Source organism: Chryseobacterium sp. CFS2 (assembly GCF_036543225.1).
Taxonomy (GTDB): Bacteria; Bacteroidota; Bacteroidia; order Flavobacteriales; family Weeksellaceae; genus Chryseobacterium; species Chryseobacterium culicis_A.
Genome location: NZ_JAZHQU010000001.1, coordinates 683,475 through 700,436, shown reverse-complemented (window position 1 = coordinate 700,436; position 16,962 = coordinate 683,475). Strand labels below are relative to the sequence as shown.

Annotated in this window: 16 protein-coding genes; 3 read left to right on the top strand and 13 right to left on the bottom strand. The window is 36.7% G+C overall.

Going from position 1 to position 16,962, the window contains the following annotated elements; all coding sequences use genetic code 11:
* Nucleotides 1-9 precede the first annotated feature (9 nt).
* Nucleotides 10-459: a GAF domain-containing protein gene (locus tag ODR02_RS03125; RefSeq protein ID WP_079240912.1), complete on the top strand. Its 450-nt coding sequence runs from the start codon at nt 10-12 to the stop codon at nt 457-459.
* Nucleotides 460-510: 51 nt separating this feature from the next.
* Here the strand turns inward: ODR02_RS03125 and ODR02_RS03120 are convergent, their stop codons facing one another.
* The 8 genes from ODR02_RS03120 to ODR02_RS03085 form a co-directional block, all read right to left on the bottom strand.
* Complete coding sequence (locus ODR02_RS03120; protein WP_309511593.1) at nt 511-978, bottom strand: cupin domain-containing protein; 468 nt, start codon at nt 976-978, stop codon at nt 511-513.
* 68 nt (nt 979-1,046) lie between these two features.
* Nucleotides 1,047-1,787 carry an ABC transporter substrate-binding protein gene (locus ODR02_RS03115; RefSeq protein ID WP_309511592.1) on the bottom strand — a complete coding sequence of 247 codons (741 nt, stop codon included), beginning with the start codon at nt 1,785-1,787 and terminating at the stop codon, nt 1,047-1,049.
* A gap of 26 nt (nt 1,788-1,813) precedes the next feature.
* The gene (gene mgtE, locus ODR02_RS03110) at nt 1,814-3,136 is read right to left on the bottom strand and encodes a magnesium transporter (protein ID WP_209785534.1); all 1,323 of its coding nucleotides are present in this window, start codon (nt 3,134-3,136) and stop codon (nt 1,814-1,816) included.
* A gap of 347 nt (nt 3,137-3,483) precedes the next feature.
* Nucleotides 3,484-3,633, bottom strand: a complete 150-nt coding sequence (locus ODR02_RS03105; protein ID WP_158521347.1) for a bacteriocin-like protein — start codon at nt 3,631-3,633, stop codon at nt 3,484-3,486.
* A gap of 153 nt (nt 3,634-3,786) precedes the next feature.
* Nucleotides 3,787-3,933, bottom strand: a complete 147-nt coding sequence (locus tag ODR02_RS03100) for a bacteriocin-like protein (protein ID WP_164976668.1) — start codon at nt 3,931-3,933, stop codon at nt 3,787-3,789.
* A 35-nt stretch (nt 3,934-3,968) separates the two neighbouring features.
* Complete coding sequence (locus ODR02_RS03095) at nt 3,969-4,109, bottom strand: bacteriocin-like protein (RefSeq protein WP_309511591.1); 141 nt, start codon at nt 4,107-4,109, stop codon at nt 3,969-3,971.
* A 160-nt stretch (nt 4,110-4,269) separates the two neighbouring features.
* Nucleotides 4,270-4,425 (bottom strand): hypothetical protein, encoded by a 156-nt coding sequence (locus ODR02_RS03090; protein ID WP_165791689.1) that lies wholly within the window; start codon nt 4,423-4,425, stop codon nt 4,270-4,272.
* A 282-nt stretch (nt 4,426-4,707) separates the two neighbouring features.
* Nucleotides 4,708-5,256, bottom strand: a complete 549-nt coding sequence (locus ODR02_RS03085; RefSeq protein WP_209785532.1) for a pyruvate decarboxylase — start codon at nt 5,254-5,256, stop codon at nt 4,708-4,710.
* A gap of 173 nt (nt 5,257-5,429) precedes the next feature.
* On the opposite strand from ODR02_RS03085, the gene rpsO reads away from it, so the two are divergent.
* Nucleotides 5,430-5,699 carry a 30S ribosomal protein S15 gene (gene rpsO / locus ODR02_RS03080; RefSeq protein WP_034692246.1) on the top strand — a complete coding sequence of 90 codons (270 nt, stop codon included), beginning with the start codon at nt 5,430-5,432 and terminating at the stop codon, nt 5,697-5,699.
* 304 nt (nt 5,700-6,003) lie between these two features.
* Here rpsO and ODR02_RS03075 read toward each other — a convergent pair whose 3' ends face one another.
* Together ODR02_RS03075 and ODR02_RS03070 are read right to left on the bottom strand one after the other, a co-directional pair.
* Nucleotides 6,004-6,363 carry a DUF4260 domain-containing protein gene (locus ODR02_RS03075; protein ID WP_309511590.1) on the bottom strand — a complete coding sequence of 120 codons (360 nt, stop codon included), beginning with the start codon at nt 6,361-6,363 and terminating at the stop codon, nt 6,004-6,006.
* A gap of 121 nt (nt 6,364-6,484) precedes the next feature.
* Nucleotides 6,485-7,906, bottom strand: coding sequence for a sugar MFS transporter (locus ODR02_RS03070; RefSeq protein ID WP_309511589.1), 1,422 nt, complete (start codon nt 7,904-7,906; stop codon nt 6,485-6,487).
* Between the two features lie 436 nt (nt 7,907-8,342).
* On the opposite strand from ODR02_RS03070, the gene ODR02_RS03065 reads away from it, so the two are divergent.
* The gene (locus ODR02_RS03065) at nt 8,343-10,601 is read left to right on the top strand and encodes a polyribonucleotide nucleotidyltransferase (protein WP_209785529.1); all 2,259 of its coding nucleotides are present in this window, start codon (nt 8,343-8,345) and stop codon (nt 10,599-10,601) included.
* Nucleotides 10,602-10,752: 151 nt separating this feature from the next.
* Here the strand turns inward: ODR02_RS03065 and ODR02_RS03060 are convergent, their stop codons facing one another.
* From ODR02_RS03060 to ODR02_RS03050, 3 genes are all read right to left on the bottom strand, one after another.
* The gene (locus tag ODR02_RS03060) at nt 10,753-13,170 is read right to left on the bottom strand and encodes a TonB-dependent receptor (RefSeq protein WP_309511588.1); all 2,418 of its coding nucleotides are present in this window, start codon (nt 13,168-13,170) and stop codon (nt 10,753-10,755) included.
* A gap of 6 nt (nt 13,171-13,176) precedes the next feature.
* Entirely contained in the window at nt 13,177-13,617 is a 441-nt protein-coding gene (locus ODR02_RS03055; RefSeq protein ID WP_209785527.1) for a MarR family winged helix-turn-helix transcriptional regulator, read from the bottom strand.
* Between the two features lie 120 nt (nt 13,618-13,737).
* Nucleotides 13,738-16,962 (bottom strand): M1 family aminopeptidase, encoded by a 3,225-nt coding sequence (locus ODR02_RS03050; protein WP_309511587.1) that lies wholly within the window; start codon nt 16,960-16,962, stop codon nt 13,738-13,740.

The following is a 16,962-nucleotide window of genomic DNA, read 5'->3' as shown; positions in this document are numbered from 1 at the left end:
ATATATACAATGTCAGAATTAAAGAAAAGACTTTCCTCAATTCTTGAAAGTCCTAAACATAATACAGAAGAAAAACTTGAAAAAGTTTGCCACTTGTTGGATCAGGAAATTCCTTACTTCAACTGGACTGGCTTTTATTTCAAAAACGGAGATAAGGAAGAGTTGATTTTAGGCCCTTATGTGGGAGCACCAACAGATCATACCATTATTCCTTACGGTAAAGGAATTTGTGGTCAGGTAGCAGTTTCCAATGAAACATTTGTAGTTCCTGACGTACATGAAGAGAGCAACTACCTTAGCTGTTCTATCGATACAAAAGCTGAAATTGTAGTTCCGATTTTTAAAGACGGAAAAAACATTGGCCAGATTGATATTGATTCTCATACCATTGATCCTTTCACGAAGGAAGACCGTGAATTATTAGAATGGCTTTGTAATGAAGTTTCTAAGATTTTGTAATTGAAAACTTACAATAAAATATAGACTCCGGCTGATTGATCCGGAGTTTTTTTATGGATTGTTAGTGGTAATGACAAACATAATTAAGGGTTCACCTCCAGTGTTTTCCACAGAATGATATCCGATGGAACTAATGGCTGTAATATCCCCTTTTTGTAGTGCTTTCTTACGTATGGAGCCCTCTGTTCCTGTTCTTTCTCTATACTCTCCGGTTCCATGAACAACAACATACAATTCCTGTTCATTTCTTTGATTGTGCGTATGAAAACCAGACTCGTCCCCTTTGTTCAGTAAAACCATATAGGCTGCTAAACGATTATTTGCTAATTCTTTCTGATCAAACATCTGCAGCATATAAACAGTTCCGTTTCCTCCATACATATTTTCACGTTTGTCGACACGTGTAATGGTGCGTTCATCTTTTTCAAACGCCATAACATAAAGATTGATGTATTTCGAAACTTCCTGTATAACGTGATCAAATTCGGCTCCCTCAGATAAAATAATGGTATCAGACATGTGAATTAAAAATTTAAAGTTTAATGTTTTGGGTTTAAAGTTTAGAGTTTAAAGTTGATGGTTGAAAATCAGCTTTGCTGCATCAGATGAATTTCAGCAAGCAGTTCTTTAAAATAATTTTCGCATTTCGCAATATGAGTTCCATACCAGGAAAATGCCTCCCCATCTACGATCATAATCTTTTTATCCGGATAAAAAACCTGTAGTTCCTGAATATGTTTTTCTTTAAATGGAAAAGGTTCAGAAGAAAGCATGATGACATCAGCATCCGCCAGGTCTTCAACAGTAATTTGAGGATAGCGGGTTTTATCTTTGAAAATATTCTCAAAACCAATTTCCGATAAAATTCTGTGGATGAAAGTATCTGAGCCAATGGTCATATAAGGATTATTCCAGATAAGATAAGCTGCTTTGACTGGAGTTTCCAGTTTTGCCTGATTCAGGATATCATAAATTTTAAGATTGAAAAGCTGTGCTCTGTCTTCCTTTCCGAAAAGCTTTCCGAGATTTTTAAGCAAATAATAATTATCTTCAATCGTGTCAATATTGGTTACCATTACTTTATAATCGCCCATTAAAGCTTCTACCTGATCCTTTACATTTTCTTCCTTATTGGCAAGAATAAGATCCGGTTGCAGCGCTTTAATTTTATCAATATTGATATTTTTTGTTCCTCCGATTACAGCTACATTTTTTATTTTATCCTGAGGATGAATACAGAATTTTGTTCTGCCGACAACTTCATTTTCGGTAAGTCCAAGGTCAAATAAAGCCTCAGTAATAGAGGGTACAAGAGAAACGATTTTCATATTGGCATGTTAGATGATGCCTAAAATTACAAAAGTTTTCCGGTTAAGAAAAGTCCGGCTACGGTAAAATAGATAATAAGCCCCGTAACATCCACCAATGTTGCTACAAATGGAGCAGAAGAGGTAGCAGGGTCAAGATTTAATTTCTTTAAAACAAACGGAATCATAGAACCGGATAACGTTCCCCACAACACAATAGCAATCAAAGAAACAGAAACACTTAATCCGACATATACCCAATATTGGCCATAATCAAAAAGACCTATCTGCTGCCAAAGCATAATTCGTATAAATCCGATGATTCCTAAGATGGCCCCCAGACATAATCCGGAGATAATCTCTTTTTTCATGACATACCACCAGTCTTTGAGATTGATTTCCTGAAGAGCCATCGCACGAATAATCAAAGTGGCAGCCTGGGATCCTGAATTTCCTCCGCTGGAAATAATTAACGGAACAAATAGGGCCAGAACAACGGCTTTTTCAATTTCTTTATCAAAATATCCCATTGCTGAAGCCGTCAGCATTTCCGAAACAAAGAGAATGATCAGCCAGGTTGCCCTTTTTTTAATCATCTCTGTCCATGAAGTTTGGGTATAGGGAAGATCCAATGCTTCCAATCCCCCAAATTTCTGGATATCTTCTGTGTTCTGCTGTTCAATCTGATCTAGGATGTCATCTATCGTTACGATTCCTACCAAAACACCGGCTTCCGTAATAATAGGAAGAGCGCCACGGTCATACTTTTCGAAATAGGTTACCGCATCCTCTTTAGAGGTAGTGGTAGTAATGGCTACAAAATGATTGTCTGTAATATCTGAAACCAAAGTATCTTCCTCTTCCAAAAGTAAAGTTCCGATAGCAAGGTCATCAATGAGGCGGTTTCTTTCATCCACAACATACAGATAGTTCATGGTTTCCACTCTTTTTCCTACCTTTTTGATTTGCTGAAGACATCTTTTTACCGTCCATTCCTTACGGATCTGAATATAATAGGGCGTCATCAGACGGGCAATTGAATCCGAGTTGTATCCAAGAAGCTTTAAAGCAATTCTTCTTTCCTGAGGGTTAAGGTGGTTGATGGAATACTTGATAAGCTCATCCGGGAAATCCTCGAAAAGAGCAGTTCTGTCATCCGGAGTCATGGCATTCAGGATTTCGGAAACTTCATCGCTTCCGATACTTCTGATGGTATCTTCCTGGAAATCAGGATCAAGATGTGAAAAAACCTCTGCTTTGTATTCTTTGGGAACCTTCAGGAATGCGAGCAGCCTCTCATCAGCAGGAAGTTCGCTGAGGGTTTCGGCAATATCGGCAGGGTTGAAGATAAGTTCGTCTCTAGAATTCAAAACGTGAAATTTTTTGGATATGCAAAAATAATTCAAATTTTTAAGACTGAGCTATAAACTGACAAAATTAAGGATTAATTAAAGTTTAATGCTTCACTATAAGAGCAAAAAAAAACACCCGCCGAAACGGATGTGCAAAAATTAAATTTTAAATTCCAATATTCTTTACATTGGTTCGCATTCTGAAGTAGGAATGTATATACAAACAGCATTTGTACAACATTGGTATGGTCCGCAATCTGAATTGTCACCACACTTTTTTATTCCGCTTCCTTTAATGTTTTTTTGTTCCAGCCTGTTGAGCTTCTTAAGATTTGAATTTTTCATGGCAATCAAATATAGCAAGATTAAGGCTCTATCGGACAGTCATGATCAAGGCATTCTCCATTACAGCAGTATCCAACGGAACAAGGTCTTGTTATACTGCATCTGAATGGTCCAATACCTCCATTAATTTGTTTGGCAGCTTCTCTGCTGAGTTTTTTTAGATTTTTCATATAGTTTATAGTTTTGATTTTATGTTAGACTAAAATAGTAAATATTTCTATATTATTCATTTGTGAGTGAAAATATTTTACTATGAATCAATGTTTTATTTAAGTTTTAAATAAAAAACACCTACAAATGCAGGTGTCTGTAATGATCATATATTATTCCAGGGGACATGGATTTATGACACAGATGTTATGGCAACATGATCCGCCCGGACATTCGTAATGCTCTGTGCATCTTTTGAAAGGTCCGCTGCCTTTGATTTCTTTCTGTACTTGTCGGCTGAGTTTTTTTAGATTTTTCATGATGTTTATTTTATAGTTGATGGTTAGGTGTACTTTTATTCAAGGCAGATAAAGGGTGAGCAAATACCATTGCAGCAATATCCTACAGGACATGGATTGCTTTCACTGCATCTTTCCATGGATCCTCCGTTAATTTGTTTGGCAGCCTGCCTGCTGAGTTTCTTGAAATTTTTCATGAGATTTTGGTTTTAATGTTGAACTAAAATAGTAAAAAATATTTAATAAATCATTATTTAGTGAAAATATTTAATTGTTAATCAATTATTTATAGCGTTTTATAAACAAAAAGCACCTGTTTGTAAAAGTAAACAAGTGCTCTGTATAACATGAAAATTTTTATAATTCCGGACATGCATAAGCAACGCATACCCGATGACAGCATGATCCGCCAGGACATTCAAAATGATACTGGCATTTCTGAAGACGGATGATACTTCCTAAGATTTCTCTCTGACTTTCTCTGCTTAACTTTTTTAAATTTGAATTTTTCATAATAATTTAGATTTAAGATAAAACCAAATTAATGAAAGCCTTCAAATGGTTTATAAACACAAAGATATTCTACCGGAAAAGGGCTATGAAAGAATTATGAATTATGAATTATGAATTATGAATTATGAATTATGAATTTTTTCTGGTACGCATTACTTACCCCAGGAATAAAAATTCACAATTGACTTGCGAAGCAAAATTGACCATTGACTATAAAGGTCTTATATTCCAACCTTAAACCTTAAACCTTAAACCTTAAACTTTAAACCTTGAACCCGAAACTCAAAGCTCTGCTTCCGTGGGTTTTAATTTTCTCAGTTTCTTAATAATTCCTTTTATGGCTCCTTCAGTTCCTAGTTTAACAGAATTTACGGTAGAGCCCAGCAGACGCATATTTTTTCGGTAAGTATCGTGATCTGTTTCGGTTACAAGATTTCCGTCAGAACCAAAAAGTTTCATGCTGACAACCACCTGGTTGGAGAATACATATTTTCCAAAACCTACTTTGAAATATCTTACTTTGGAAACAATGGCAAAGTCTGCATCATTATTATGGCAGTAGTCTACGATAGTCTGTTTATCAATACTGTCAAAGGGAACCTGAACTTCTGCACGAAGCATTTTATTCCTTCTGTCACCAAAATTATCGGTAACTGCATCAAAGAAAGCACTGTTGGTAGGGTCTTTTATTTCATCAATATCAGGTTCTACCTCGGGATTGAAGTATAGAACTTTTTTTATTTTATCATCAGCATTCCTCTGGGCTTTTACCGAAGTAAACCCGATGAATAAAAAAGTAGTAACCGCTGTAAAGAATATAATTTTTTTCATTTGTAATCCGAATGCAAAATTACTGCCTTTTCGTTGGATTGCATATAATTTATTAAGAAATTTTTAACATTTTTTTCTATCAATTTTGATATATGAAATCAATAATGTTTGCAGAATCAAAAAATAGTCGTAATTTTGCACCCGTTACATAATAATCATTAAACAATATTGGAATGTACTTAACAACAGACAAAAAGCAGGAAATTTTCGCAAAACACGGAAAATCTGCACAAGACACAGGGAGTGCTGAAGGACAAATCGCTCTTTTCACTTTCAGAATCAACCACTTATCTCAGCACTTAAAGGCTAACCGTCATGATTTCAACACAGAGAGATCTCTAGTGAAATTGGTAGGTAAGAGAAAAAGTTTACTAGATTACCTTAAAAACAAAGATATCGCAAGATATAGAGCAATTATTGCTGAACTAGGTTTAAGAAAATAATCTATAAAGATTTTCAAAATAAAAAGCAACTTCGAAAGAGGTTGCTTTTTTAGTTGTAATATAACCACAAAAGTCACAGAAGGTTCTGATCAATTTTGTTGAGATTCCTACGGAATGACAAATTGAATGATTAAAACTCTATTTGAATTGTGTCATTCCGTAGGAATCCAGCTTTTATTATCCATAAAAAGATTACAACTTAAGCCAATAGCACAACTGAAGGTGTGATAATTCCCCTCCTCCGGAGGGGTGGCGAAAATTCAAAGAATTTTTGACGGGGTGGTTAATTCTCTGCAGCATTCATTTACTCAACCTTTTTCCCAATCTTCCCCAAATGGGTATTCTGAAAACTATCAGGATATTTCAATCCATATCCCAGAATTCTGTCAAAAGCAGAATGGGAAAATAAGATCGTTCCGATCATTTGTAAATAGGGCAGTGAGAGAGCTGTTCCGGCAAGATACACCACAATGGCTACTCCAAAATGATGGAAAAGGTTATAGCAAAAAGCTCCCACTTTATTATTAACCGTATATCCCAGCATGGAAATATCGGGTGCCAAGAAAAGTCCTGCAAACCACCACCAAGAATATCCTGTCTGGGCAAAAGCATATGCTCCTAACAACAGAAATGCTGCGTATTCAAGCTTTAACTGTATTTTCATTGTAATGGTGTTTATTAATAAGATAAGTTCCTTTTTTCAATGAAAAGTTACATGATAAGATCCAAAAAGAAGCGGAATACCTTTGAGATATTCCGCTTATACATTTTGATTTGATTTTATTTTAATGTCCTGATTTGGCTTCAGTGCTTTCTACATGACCAAGATATTTGGTACAGTAAGCTCCAAAAATAAGAATCACCAGATAACAGAATACAGGAATAATAAATGAATGCTGTACTCCAAACTGATCTGCAAGGTATCCCTGGAAAATAGGAACAATAGCTCCTCCCAAAATAGCCATTACCACTAAAGATGATCCCTGACTGGTATATTTCCCCAGTCCTGAAATGGCGAGGGTATAAATGTTAGAGAACATAATAGAGTTGAAGATTCCGATTCCTAAAATACTGTACATGGCCATTTCACCATGATTCACCATTGCGGAAATCAATAATACAACATTAATTGCGGCAAAGATTGATAATGTTCTTGCCGGTGCTGCTTTACCAATGAAGAAGGCAATGAAATTAAGAATAATAAATACAATGAAAAAGCTGATCTGAGAGAAAGTGAGGTTTACAATGCTGAAAATAACAAGGAAAACAGCAGCAGCAGCTCCCAGCATATAAAGCGCTTTTTTACTCTGGCTCAAAGACTGGTTTAGAGAAATCGCACCAAGAAAACGTCCTATCATGGCTCCACCCCAATACATGGAAAGATAATTCTTACTGATGATTTCATTAAAGCCCATAATCTGTGGCTGTTCCAGGAAGCTGATGATAAAACTTCCTACAGCTACTTCTCCGCCTACATAGCAGAACATAGCAAATACTCCAAATTTCAGGTGACTGAATTCAAGCGCTCCCCAGCCTTTTACAATTTCTTCTTCACCCATCTGGAATGAAGGAAGCTTAACTCTTGAGATCAATAAGGCGACCAATAAAAGAATCCCTGCAAAAATAAGGTAAGGAATTCTTGTGGCTACAGCGCTGAAAGATCCGTCCGGAGAAGAGAAAAATTCAAAAATAAGGTGACCTCCAAGCACCGGAGCAATGGTTGTTCCGAATGCATTGAATGCCTGAGTCATATTCAGACGGCTGGAAGCAGATTCTTCACTTCCCAGCAGCGAAACATACGCATTGGCCGTAATCTGAAGTACTGTAAAGCCGAGTCCTAAAATAAACAAAGCACCCAGAAACAGTGGGTAATACGAAAAAGTAGCTGCCGGATAAAACAGGACACAGCCTAAAGCTGCCAGAAAAATTCCGAACAGGATTCCTTTTTTATATCCTAATTTATTAATGGGATCTCCTTTCGTGATAGAGATCAGAAAATAAATCAGTGATCCGATAAAGTAAGCTCCGAAAAAGCAGAACTGTACCAGCATGGATTCGAAAAAGGTAAGATTGAAAAGTTGTTTCAGATAGGGGATCAGGATGTCATTCATACAGGTGATGAATCCCCACATAAAAAACAGCAGGGTGATGGTAATCAACGGAACCGTGTAATTCCTGCTTTGAGATTGTACTTCTTTATTTATCATAAACATTTATTTATCTTAAGGAATAGCCCTTAACTTTTTGCCTACAGCATTGTATTTGGTGAAGTAGGGCAAATATAGGAATCCGCCTATGTCTTTGCAATAATTTTAATGATTTTTATAATGAAATGTATACTTTCTCCATAGGATAGTATTATTTTCATTTTTTGAGACAATAATACAAAAACGACTGGATTTTTCAATGCATTATCTTTAAAAAAAACACTTTTTTATTTTTATAAATGACAGAAAAGTTGACATTAAGGATATAAACTTTGAAACTCTCATCAATTGATAGCCAATTTTTTGTATTTTGAGAGCCTATTTATGCAATCGAAAAATTTAATATATCATTATTATATAGTACCTTTGCAGACGAAAATTTAAAGAGTTTAAATATTAATTCATACTCAATACGGAGTATTAAGAAGACAAATTTATGAGTATACCTCAAGCGTTTACAGAAATGATTACTCTTGCAGATGGCAGAGAAATCACTATTGAAACAGGGAAGTTGGCTAAACAGGCTGATGGATCTGTGGTAGTAAAAATGGGTGGAACAATGCTTTTAGCAACTGTTGTAGCCAATAAAGAAGCAAATCCTGGTGTAGATTTTTTACCATTAACCGTTGATTATAGAGAAAAATTCTATGCAGGTGGAAGAATTCCTGGAAACTTCTTCCGTAGAGAAGCAAGACCTTCCGATCAGGAAATTTTAACGATGCGTTTGGTGGACAGAGTATTACGTCCGCTTTTCCCTGAAGATTTCCATGCTGAAGTTCAGGTGATGATTTCATTAATTTCTTATGACGGAAAAACAATTCCTGATGATTTAGCTGGTTTAGCAGCTTCTGCAGCTATTGCTATTACAGATATTCCTTTCAACGGACCAATGTCTGAAGTAAGAGTTGTAAGATTTGACGGAGTACTTTCTATCAACCCAAGTTACGAAGAATTGAAAAATTCTGAGTTAGACATCATGGTGGGAGCTACTAAAGACTCCATCGTAATGGTAGAAGGAGAAATGAAAGAAATTTCTGAGCAGGAAATGTTAGAAGCTATCAATTTTGGTCATGCTGAAATTAAAAAGCAAATTGAAGCTCAGGAAAGATTAGCAGAAAAAGTAGGTAAAGCTTTCCCTAAGAGAGAATACTCTCACGAAACTCACGACGAAGAAATTCGTGAAAAAGTATGGAAAGAAACTTACGATAAAGTATATGAAGTAGCAAGAACTCCATCTGGAAAAGAGGAGAGAGGTGAGAAATTCAAAGCGGTTCGTGAAGAATTCCTTGCTCAATATGCTGATAATGAAGAAGAATTGGAAAGAGTAACACCTTTCGTAAAAGTATATTATCATGATGTAGAGAAAGAAGCTATGCGTCAGATGATTCTTGAAGACAATATCCGTCTTGATGGCCGTGATCCTCAAACGATCCGTCCAATCTGGTCAGAAATTGATTACCTTCCGGGAGCTCACGGTTCTGCAGTGTTTACAAGAGGTGAAACTCAGTCTTTAACAGCAGTAACTTTAGGTTCTGTGAAAGATGCAAACATGGTAGACAGCGTAATCACGCAGCACGACGAAAAATTCTTCTTACATTATAACTTCCCTCCATTCTCTACAGGTGAAGCAAGACCTTTAAGAGGAACTTCAAGAAGAGAAGTAGGACACGGGAACCTTGCTCAGAGAGCATTACAGGCCGTAATTCCTGAAGAAAATCCATATACAATAAGAATTGTTTCTGATATCCTTGAATCAAACGGTTCATCTTCAATGGCAACAGTTTGTGCAGGAACACTGGCACTAATGGATGCCGGGGTACAGATTACAAAACCTGTTTCAGGTATTGCAATGGGATTGATTACAGATGCAAAATCAGGTAAATTCACTGTACTTTCTGATATCTTAGGAGATGAAGATCACCTTGGAGATATGGACTTTAAAGTAACAGGTACTGCAGATGGTATTACAGCTTGTCAGATGGATATTAAAATCCAGGGACTTTCTATGGATATCATGGAAAAAGCTTTGATGCAGGCTAGAGACGGAAGATTACACATCTTAAATAAAATCACTGAAACAATCTCTGAACCAAGAGCAGACGTGAAGCCTCACGCTCCGAAAATGGTGGTAATGGAGATTCCAAAAGACTTCATTGGTGCTGTAATCGGGCCTGGAGGAAAAATTATTCAGCAGATGCAGAAAGATACGGATACCGTTATTGCTATTGAAGAATTAGGTGAGATCGGACGTATCGAGATTGCAGGAACAGACAGAGAGAAAATCAATGCTGCTGTTGCAAGAATTAACGAAATTACTTTCGTACCGGTTATCGGTGAAGTTTACAAAGGTAAAGTAGTGAAGGTAATGGACTTTGGTGCATTCGTAGCGATTGCTAAAGGAACAGAAGGTCTTCTTCATATTTCTGAAATTGAATGGGCTCGTCTGGACAAAGTTCCTTATGCAGAAGGTGATGAAGTAGAAGTGAAGTTCATGGGTTACGATGACCGTAAGAAAATGAAACTTTCCCGTAAAGTTCTTTTACCAAGACCTCCAAGACCAGAAGGACAAGGTAGACCAGAAGGTCAAAGAAGACCGGAAGGACAAGGAAGACCTGAGGGACAAAGAAGACCTGAAGGACAAAAGCCACAAGGTGAAAGACCAGTGGAAAACGAAACTCCTTCTAACGAAGCTTAATAAGATTCATTCTTAAACATAAAAAATCCCTCAATTTTGAGGGATTTTTGTTTTTTTTGTCATTGCGAAATGCAGAGCATTGAAGCAATCTCATTATTCAAATTTTCAAAATTGAGATTGCTTCGCCTTCGGCTCGCAATGATAATAGTTATTAACTTCCCACTCTCTGCTTCAGATCCTCAGCACCGCCTGTTTTTCTAGGCTGTCCGTTTTTAGAAGAGCCAAAATTATAGGTATAGGAGAGGGTTGCCACACGCGTATCTCTTTTTACGGCAAAGTTTTCGATATAATCATTATAAACCGTCTGTCCTTTGAGATTACTGGTGAAGAATACATCGGTGAAAGAAAGCTTTAGTACACTGTTGTTTTTGAACTTCTTCTGCGCCCCGATATTCAGGTACCAGTTCGCGCTTGCATTAAGATAGGCATAGACTTCCCTTGCCTTATAATTTCCGGTAAGTTCAGCAGTGAAGCCATTTCCTAATTTAAAGGAATTAATACTGTTAATACTGAAGGTAAAATTCCCTTGGTTATTAATCTGTGTTCCGGAAACATTTCCGGTATAGGAACCATAGTAGAAATTGGCACTGTTGTTCATATCCCACCATTTCGTCACTTTTACCGGAGCGATCAGATTTAAGCCATAATAAGAAGCAGAACTCAGGTTTTCAATCGTCTGTACCGTTACTATCTGTCCGTTTTCTGTTACAGGTTTTAAGATATCTGTAATGTTGTCGGAAGTTTTGCTGTAGCTTAATGTGGCAAAATACTTATTATTCAGGCTGTAAGTCAGCTCATAATTCATTGTGATTTGCGGGTTCAGATCTGGATTTCCGGCTCTCAGAGTAGTCGGGTCAAGATAGAATTTGAAAGGATTCAGCTGGTTGTAGCTAGGTCTTGTAATCCTTCTGCTGAAATTGATTTCAAGGTTGCTTTTATCCGTCAGATCATATGCAAAAACAGCACTTGGGAACAGTTGGGTATAATTTCTTTTATTGATTTGATTGGTGGTAATTTGAGTCCCTTTTACATTGGTGTTTTCAAGTCTTAAACCTGCTGTAGCTTTCAGTTTTTCCCATTTTTTTGAGACATTTCCGTACACTGCATTGATGTTTTCTTCATAAATAAAATGATTGGTTTTATTAAGATCAGGAATGAGAGTACCGGAAGTTGCATTGAAGAATTTCAGATCATTATCTGTCTTTACAAAACTTGTTTTAACCCCGCTTTCCAGCTTCCAGTCGTTGCTGAAGTTTTTGGTAAGGTCAGATTTCAAAGAATAAATATTCAGTTTTCCATCCATATCCCCTTTGATAATATCCAGATTGTCTGTGCCGCTGGAGATTTGATGGGTTCTTGTATCAAAACTCTGTAAAGAAGAATTGGCGTAATTGATGTAGTCAAAATCCGTAGAAATATCAGATCCTAAAGAATCAATCGTATACTTATGATTAAGGTTGAATGAAAGATTGGTCCAGCGGTCATTCGATCTGTTGACGGTGGTGAATGAGCTTTCAGGAAGATGGCTGCTGCCCAGTGTCACATTGGAATTATCACCGTTGATGTTGAATTTGTTCGAAACCAATCCTACGGAAAATCCAAGTACATTCTTATCATTCAGATAATAATCCATTCCCGCTTTGGCAATATGACTGTTGAACTTGAATTTCAGATAATTGTCCTGTACATAGGCTTTTTTAAAAGTATTGTTTTCATAGAAATTCCTGTCCAGTACCAGACCGTTATAAGCTTCTCTGTAGGCAAAGCTGTAGTTTCCGAAAACATTGATTTTTTTATTTCGGTGATTGATGCTGAAGCTGTTGTTGTTTTTTACGTATTTACCTGTTCCTAAAGACGTAGAAATACTTCCATTGGTTCCTTTTCTCTGCTCTTTTTTAAGTTTAATATTGATGATTGCAGATCCCGATGCATCATATTTTGAAGACGGATTGGTAATGAACTCTATCTTTTCAATAGTGGAAGAAGGAATTCCCTTTAGATAATTGGCAAGATCACTTCCGTTCATGGGCGTGTTTTTACCATCTATCTGAATCAGGAGATTTCCTTTCCCTCGCAGACTGATATTATCGTTGTTGTCGATATTCACTCCGGGAGCTTTTTCCAATACTTCAAAAGCAGAATTTCCGGTACTGGCAATGCTGTTTTCAACGTTCATGATCATTTTCCCGTCCTGTCTTTCAATCAAAGGTTTGGTTTTCGTAATGGTAACACCTTCAATGGATTTTACACTCAAATCGATGGCTGTAAGAGTATTGTTTTCGGTCAGTGAAATATTTTCCGAATGATAGACTTCTGAACCGTTTTTATTAATTTTTACTTGATACGTTCCTTCTTTTAACTCATTAAAATTAAACTTACCATTGCTATCCGCAATTTCTGTTTTGATTAATTTCTGATCTGCATCAAAGAGATTGATCTCCATCTGTTCTGCATTGCCGGATTTTATATTTCCTGACAAAGACAAACTCTGCGTGGTCTGCTGGGCGGAAAACCTGCTGGTACATACCATCAGTATCCAGACCAATAAGAGTAAAAATATTCTGGTCATAGCGTTTTACTTTTTAGGGGTGAGACAGTTTTCTGAAATTTTCAGTAAAGCTGAATACATCACTTCCATTTCTTTTTCGCTGATTCCCTTTAAAGCAGTTGTACGGTTCTTCTCTACAATATTCTGAACCTCTTTGATTACTTTTGCCCCCGAATCTGTCACTTCCAGATGGGTTTTTCTTCGGTCTTCAGGATGAACATGTCTTGTGATATATTCGGATTTTACCATTAAATCAATAATTCTTGTCACAGAAGCATTGTCCTTGAAAACAAGATCACCAATCTCATTCTGGGTAATTCCCGGGTTTTCCAGAATGGCTTTGATGATGAGCCACTGATCAATTGTGATTGTAAAACCATGGGCTTTCAGCTGGCGCTGAGCATAGTTTCTGTAGGCTCTGATTGCTTTGTCTATGTTGTAGAATATAATTGAATTTAATTTTTCCATACTTTCAAATTTAAAATGATGTGTCAATTATTGATATATCAATTAATTAGTAAATCATCACTTTACTTTGTTACAACTCCTGAAAAATATTTTCAAAAATACATTAAAAATGCAGCCTGATTATTTGATATTTGCTTTTGCTGAGGCGCTTGTAGAACCTGAATTAAAATTTATATTTTCTACGGTTTTGAATAATCTGTCGATTTCTTTTCTGTCGGAAGCATCCGGGGCAACATTGTAAAACTCATTGATCAGATCTAATGAAGTAGGTTTCTTGGGATACTGATTGTGGGTAAGGAAATTTTTCAATGCCCTGTTTACTTTGTCTTCACCTATCAAATTAGTTAATTCCACCATGGCTGCAGCACCTTTGGAATACGAAATATGTGGAGCATCTCCGGTAGCTTTATAGATCGGGACATTTTCGGATAACCCTTTTTCATTGTCATAGATCTGTTGGTGTACTTCAATTCTTTCCCTCATTTTTTCTTTGCCATGCATTTTTTTGTAGAGCATCATTTCTGTGTACATCGCCAGTGTTTCAGTGAGCATCACAGAACCTTCTCTGTCATCGGGATTTATCTGGCTGTTTCCCCACCAAAGATGTGAAAGCTCATGCCCGGCCAGTTCATTGATGACATCCTGCTTTTTGTCTGCGTGAATATTAGCATGAAAAACCATGTCTTCTGGCATAAAGACCGCAGATGGGTAAGCTGTAGCCGCAAAACCTCGCGTAAAAGAAGAAATTTCTGCAAAACTGATGGTTTTAAAAGGATACTTTCCAAAATTCTGCTGACAGTAATCCAGAGTGAGTTTGGTATTTTCAAGAAGATGATTCACATTTTCAGCATGTTTATGATGGTAAAAAATATTGATGGTAATTCCTTTATAATTAAAGCTCTTATTTTTATAATCTGCTGAAGAAACTGCAAACCGGAACGGAATCTGATCTGCTTTATATTCAAAATAATTACGTCCGGATTTTGACCATTTTTTAACAAGATCTCCTGTTCCTATCGCTGTCTGTCCCTGTTCTGTAGAAACAATCATATGGAGGTCGATAAAATCTTTTTTTGCCACTTCAGGGGCTTCCGGTTTCTTCAATTCAGTGAGCTTTCCCAGTTTGAATGCACTACGTTGCTTTTCATCCTGAATTTCATCATCTTTCTGGTAGCCAATCACAGGATAATATCTGCTGATTCTCATAAAAGATCCGTCTTCAATAATGGCATTAAAAGACTGGTGGCCATTTACGGCAAACCAATGGTAAGACAGTGTAAAATCAAGTGAAGCTGTTTTACCAGGCAGAAGAGGCTGTTTTAATGAAACTTCCGTGATGTTCTTATGAATCTTTGTTGTTTCAGTTCCTGAGGTTATGGCAGCAGATTCAAGTTGTAAATCCTCATTGAAATTGATCAGAACCTTACTGATAGGCTGATTGGTTTGGTTTTTAAGGGTATATTTCCCTATGATCTGATAAGCATTTTCAGAAGGAAAGAGTTTGATTTCTGTGGTAATATCAGAAATATCAGGCTGTGGAAGATGTTCATATTTCCGATAGTTTTTTTCATATGCTGCGGAGCTTAAGATAGCTTGGTCTTCATTGTTAGGCAGATATCCTTTCATAAATAATATTCCGGCAAAGATTCCTGAGATCAACAGAAAAACAGCAATACCAGAAGCGATAATTGGTACTTTTTTTATTTTTACAAGGCTGTTGAGTATCCATAAAATACTGATCACGCCTGCTCCAGACAAAAGTCTTTGTGCAAAAGCCTGTTCATAGATTCCATACCCGTTAAAATCACTGTAAGTCCCTTTAAAATCAGAAAATATTCTGAAAAGCGGGTAGGAGATCAACTTTCCGGAAACCGGCCCTGACAATACAAAAACTGAGAGAATGGAAATCCCCAGTGCAATGAATTTATTGGGAATCCGGTCATTAATCAAAAGGATAAATCCGGAAAAGAGAATCAGCGGGAAAGTATTGAAAAGGAAAACACCCAGATAAGCCTTCCAGTCTATATGAAAATACTGATAAGCGGCCTGGAAGATTATTCCCTGAATAATTAGAATTCCAGTGAAGAAAAACAATAACAAGCTGATTGAAATAAAATGTCCAGTCAACCTGTTCTTTGAAAAATAAGTGCTGTTTTCAATCAGAAAAAATCCTGAAGATGAGCTTCTCCAGTACATATCGTTTAGAAAATACGCTGAAATAAGGAGACCTATCAGATGAAAATTTTCTGAGATGGTTGTTGCCATAAGTCCCGAACCTGCATATTTCTGTGGAAGACGAATTCCCTTTTCAATTTCAGCATACATTTCCATTCCAACAGAAAATAGTAAAATAATAGAAACAGCAGGAACAGCAATACTTTTGAACAGATAGGTGAGATCCGTTTTCGTAAAAGAGATCACAGATCGAAATGAGCTCTGCCCATTGAAACTTGGGGTCACAATGGAGTATTCGGAGGTATTTGTTTCAGATAAGGGATGAGTGTTTCCCAATGTTTTTACTTTTCGTCCGGAAGTGTTGGAGAAAGAAAATAATCTGTATGAAATGAAGAGAAGCCCAGCTGATACGATGAAAAATAAAAGTCTGTTGAACAAAAAGTATCCTGTAAAAGGAACAATCTGCATATTTTTCTGATGAGCCGTAATGTCACGAGCCTGCATGAAATAAGATGACAATCCAAACGGATCTATCAAAGCTGAAAATTGCTGTGTTTCCAATGGCTGGGGAAGGCTTCCCGCCATAAATGGTGAATTGGAAAACAACAAAATAATCATATAAAACACATACAAAAGCAGACCGCCCACTACTACCAGCAATTTTCTCTTTATCACAGAAGAAATGAGAAACAGAAAACTACAGACAAACAGGCTATTGATAAGACCAAAAATTAATAGAGGGTAGATGTAGTAAATGATATTCACGCCTTCCTGCATTTCGCTTCCGGTACGCATAATTTGCCCGATGAGAAACCCTGTTATTAAGAAAGAAAAACTTAAAAACGTCTGTAGAAAATAGGTGCAGAACTTTCCTTTCAGATAAGTGAATTTTGAAAAAGGAAACGAAAACAGAATACTGTCAAATTTTGAATCCTGATCTTTAAAAAGCAATTGTAATGCATACACGGTAGCGAAAAAAATAACGGCAAGACTCAGCATTCCCATCATAAAACCAATGGTATACGGTGAGTTTAAGTAAATTCCATCTCCTACTGAAAGATTGAACTGACTGCCGCAGAACATGCCAAGACCCACCAAAAGTAAGGCCACAAGATAGGTGAGCCAGTGCTTGGTATTGCGTCTGGCTTCGAATAAAAATAAAGTGTTCAT

Coding starts and splice junctions, on each gene's coding strand:
- ODR02_RS03125 (WP_079240912.1), top strand. CDS start 10: ATGTCAGAATTAAAGAAAAGACTTTCCTCAATTCTTGAAAGTCCTAAA.
- ODR02_RS03115 (WP_309511592.1), bottom strand. CDS start 1,787: ATGAAAATCGTTTCTCTTGTACCCTCTATTACTGAGGCTTTATTTGAC.
- rpsO (WP_034692246.1), top strand. CDS start 5,430: ATGTACTTAACAACAGACAAAAAGCAGGAAATTTTCGCAAAACACGGA.
- ODR02_RS03050 (WP_309511587.1), bottom strand. CDS start 16,962: ATGAACACTTTATTTTTATTCGAAGCCAGACGCAATACCAAGCACTGG.
- ODR02_RS03100 (WP_164976668.1), bottom strand. CDS start 3,933: ATGAAAAATCTAAAAAAACTCAGCCGACAAGTACAGAAAGAAATCAAA.
- ODR02_RS03065 (WP_209785529.1), top strand. CDS start 8,343: ATGAGTATACCTCAAGCGTTTACAGAAATGATTACTCTTGCAGATGGC.
- ODR02_RS03120 (WP_309511593.1), bottom strand. CDS start 978: ATGTCTGATACCATTATTTTATCTGAGGGAGCCGAATTTGATCACGTT.
- ODR02_RS03105 (WP_158521347.1), bottom strand. CDS start 3,633: ATGAAAAATCTAAAAAAACTCAGCAGAGAAGCTGCCAAACAAATTAAT.
- ODR02_RS03060 (WP_309511588.1), bottom strand. CDS start 13,170: ATGACCAGAATATTTTTACTCTTATTGGTCTGGATACTGATGGTATGT.
- ODR02_RS03090 (WP_165791689.1), bottom strand. CDS start 4,425: ATGAAAAATTCAAATTTAAAAAAGTTAAGCAGAGAAAGTCAGAGAGAA.
- ODR02_RS03095 (WP_309511591.1), bottom strand. CDS start 4,109: ATGAAAAATTTCAAGAAACTCAGCAGGCAGGCTGCCAAACAAATTAAC.
- ODR02_RS03070 (WP_309511589.1), bottom strand. CDS start 7,906: ATGATAAATAAAGAAGTACAATCTCAAAGCAGGAATTACACGGTTCCG.
- ODR02_RS03055 (WP_209785527.1), bottom strand. CDS start 13,617: ATGGAAAAATTAAATTCAATTATATTCTACAACATAGACAAAGCAATC.
- ODR02_RS03085 (WP_209785532.1), bottom strand. CDS start 5,256: ATGAAAAAAATTATATTCTTTACAGCGGTTACTACTTTTTTATTCATC.
- ODR02_RS03075 (WP_309511590.1), bottom strand. CDS start 6,363: ATGAAAATACAGTTAAAGCTTGAATACGCAGCATTTCTGTTGTTAGGA.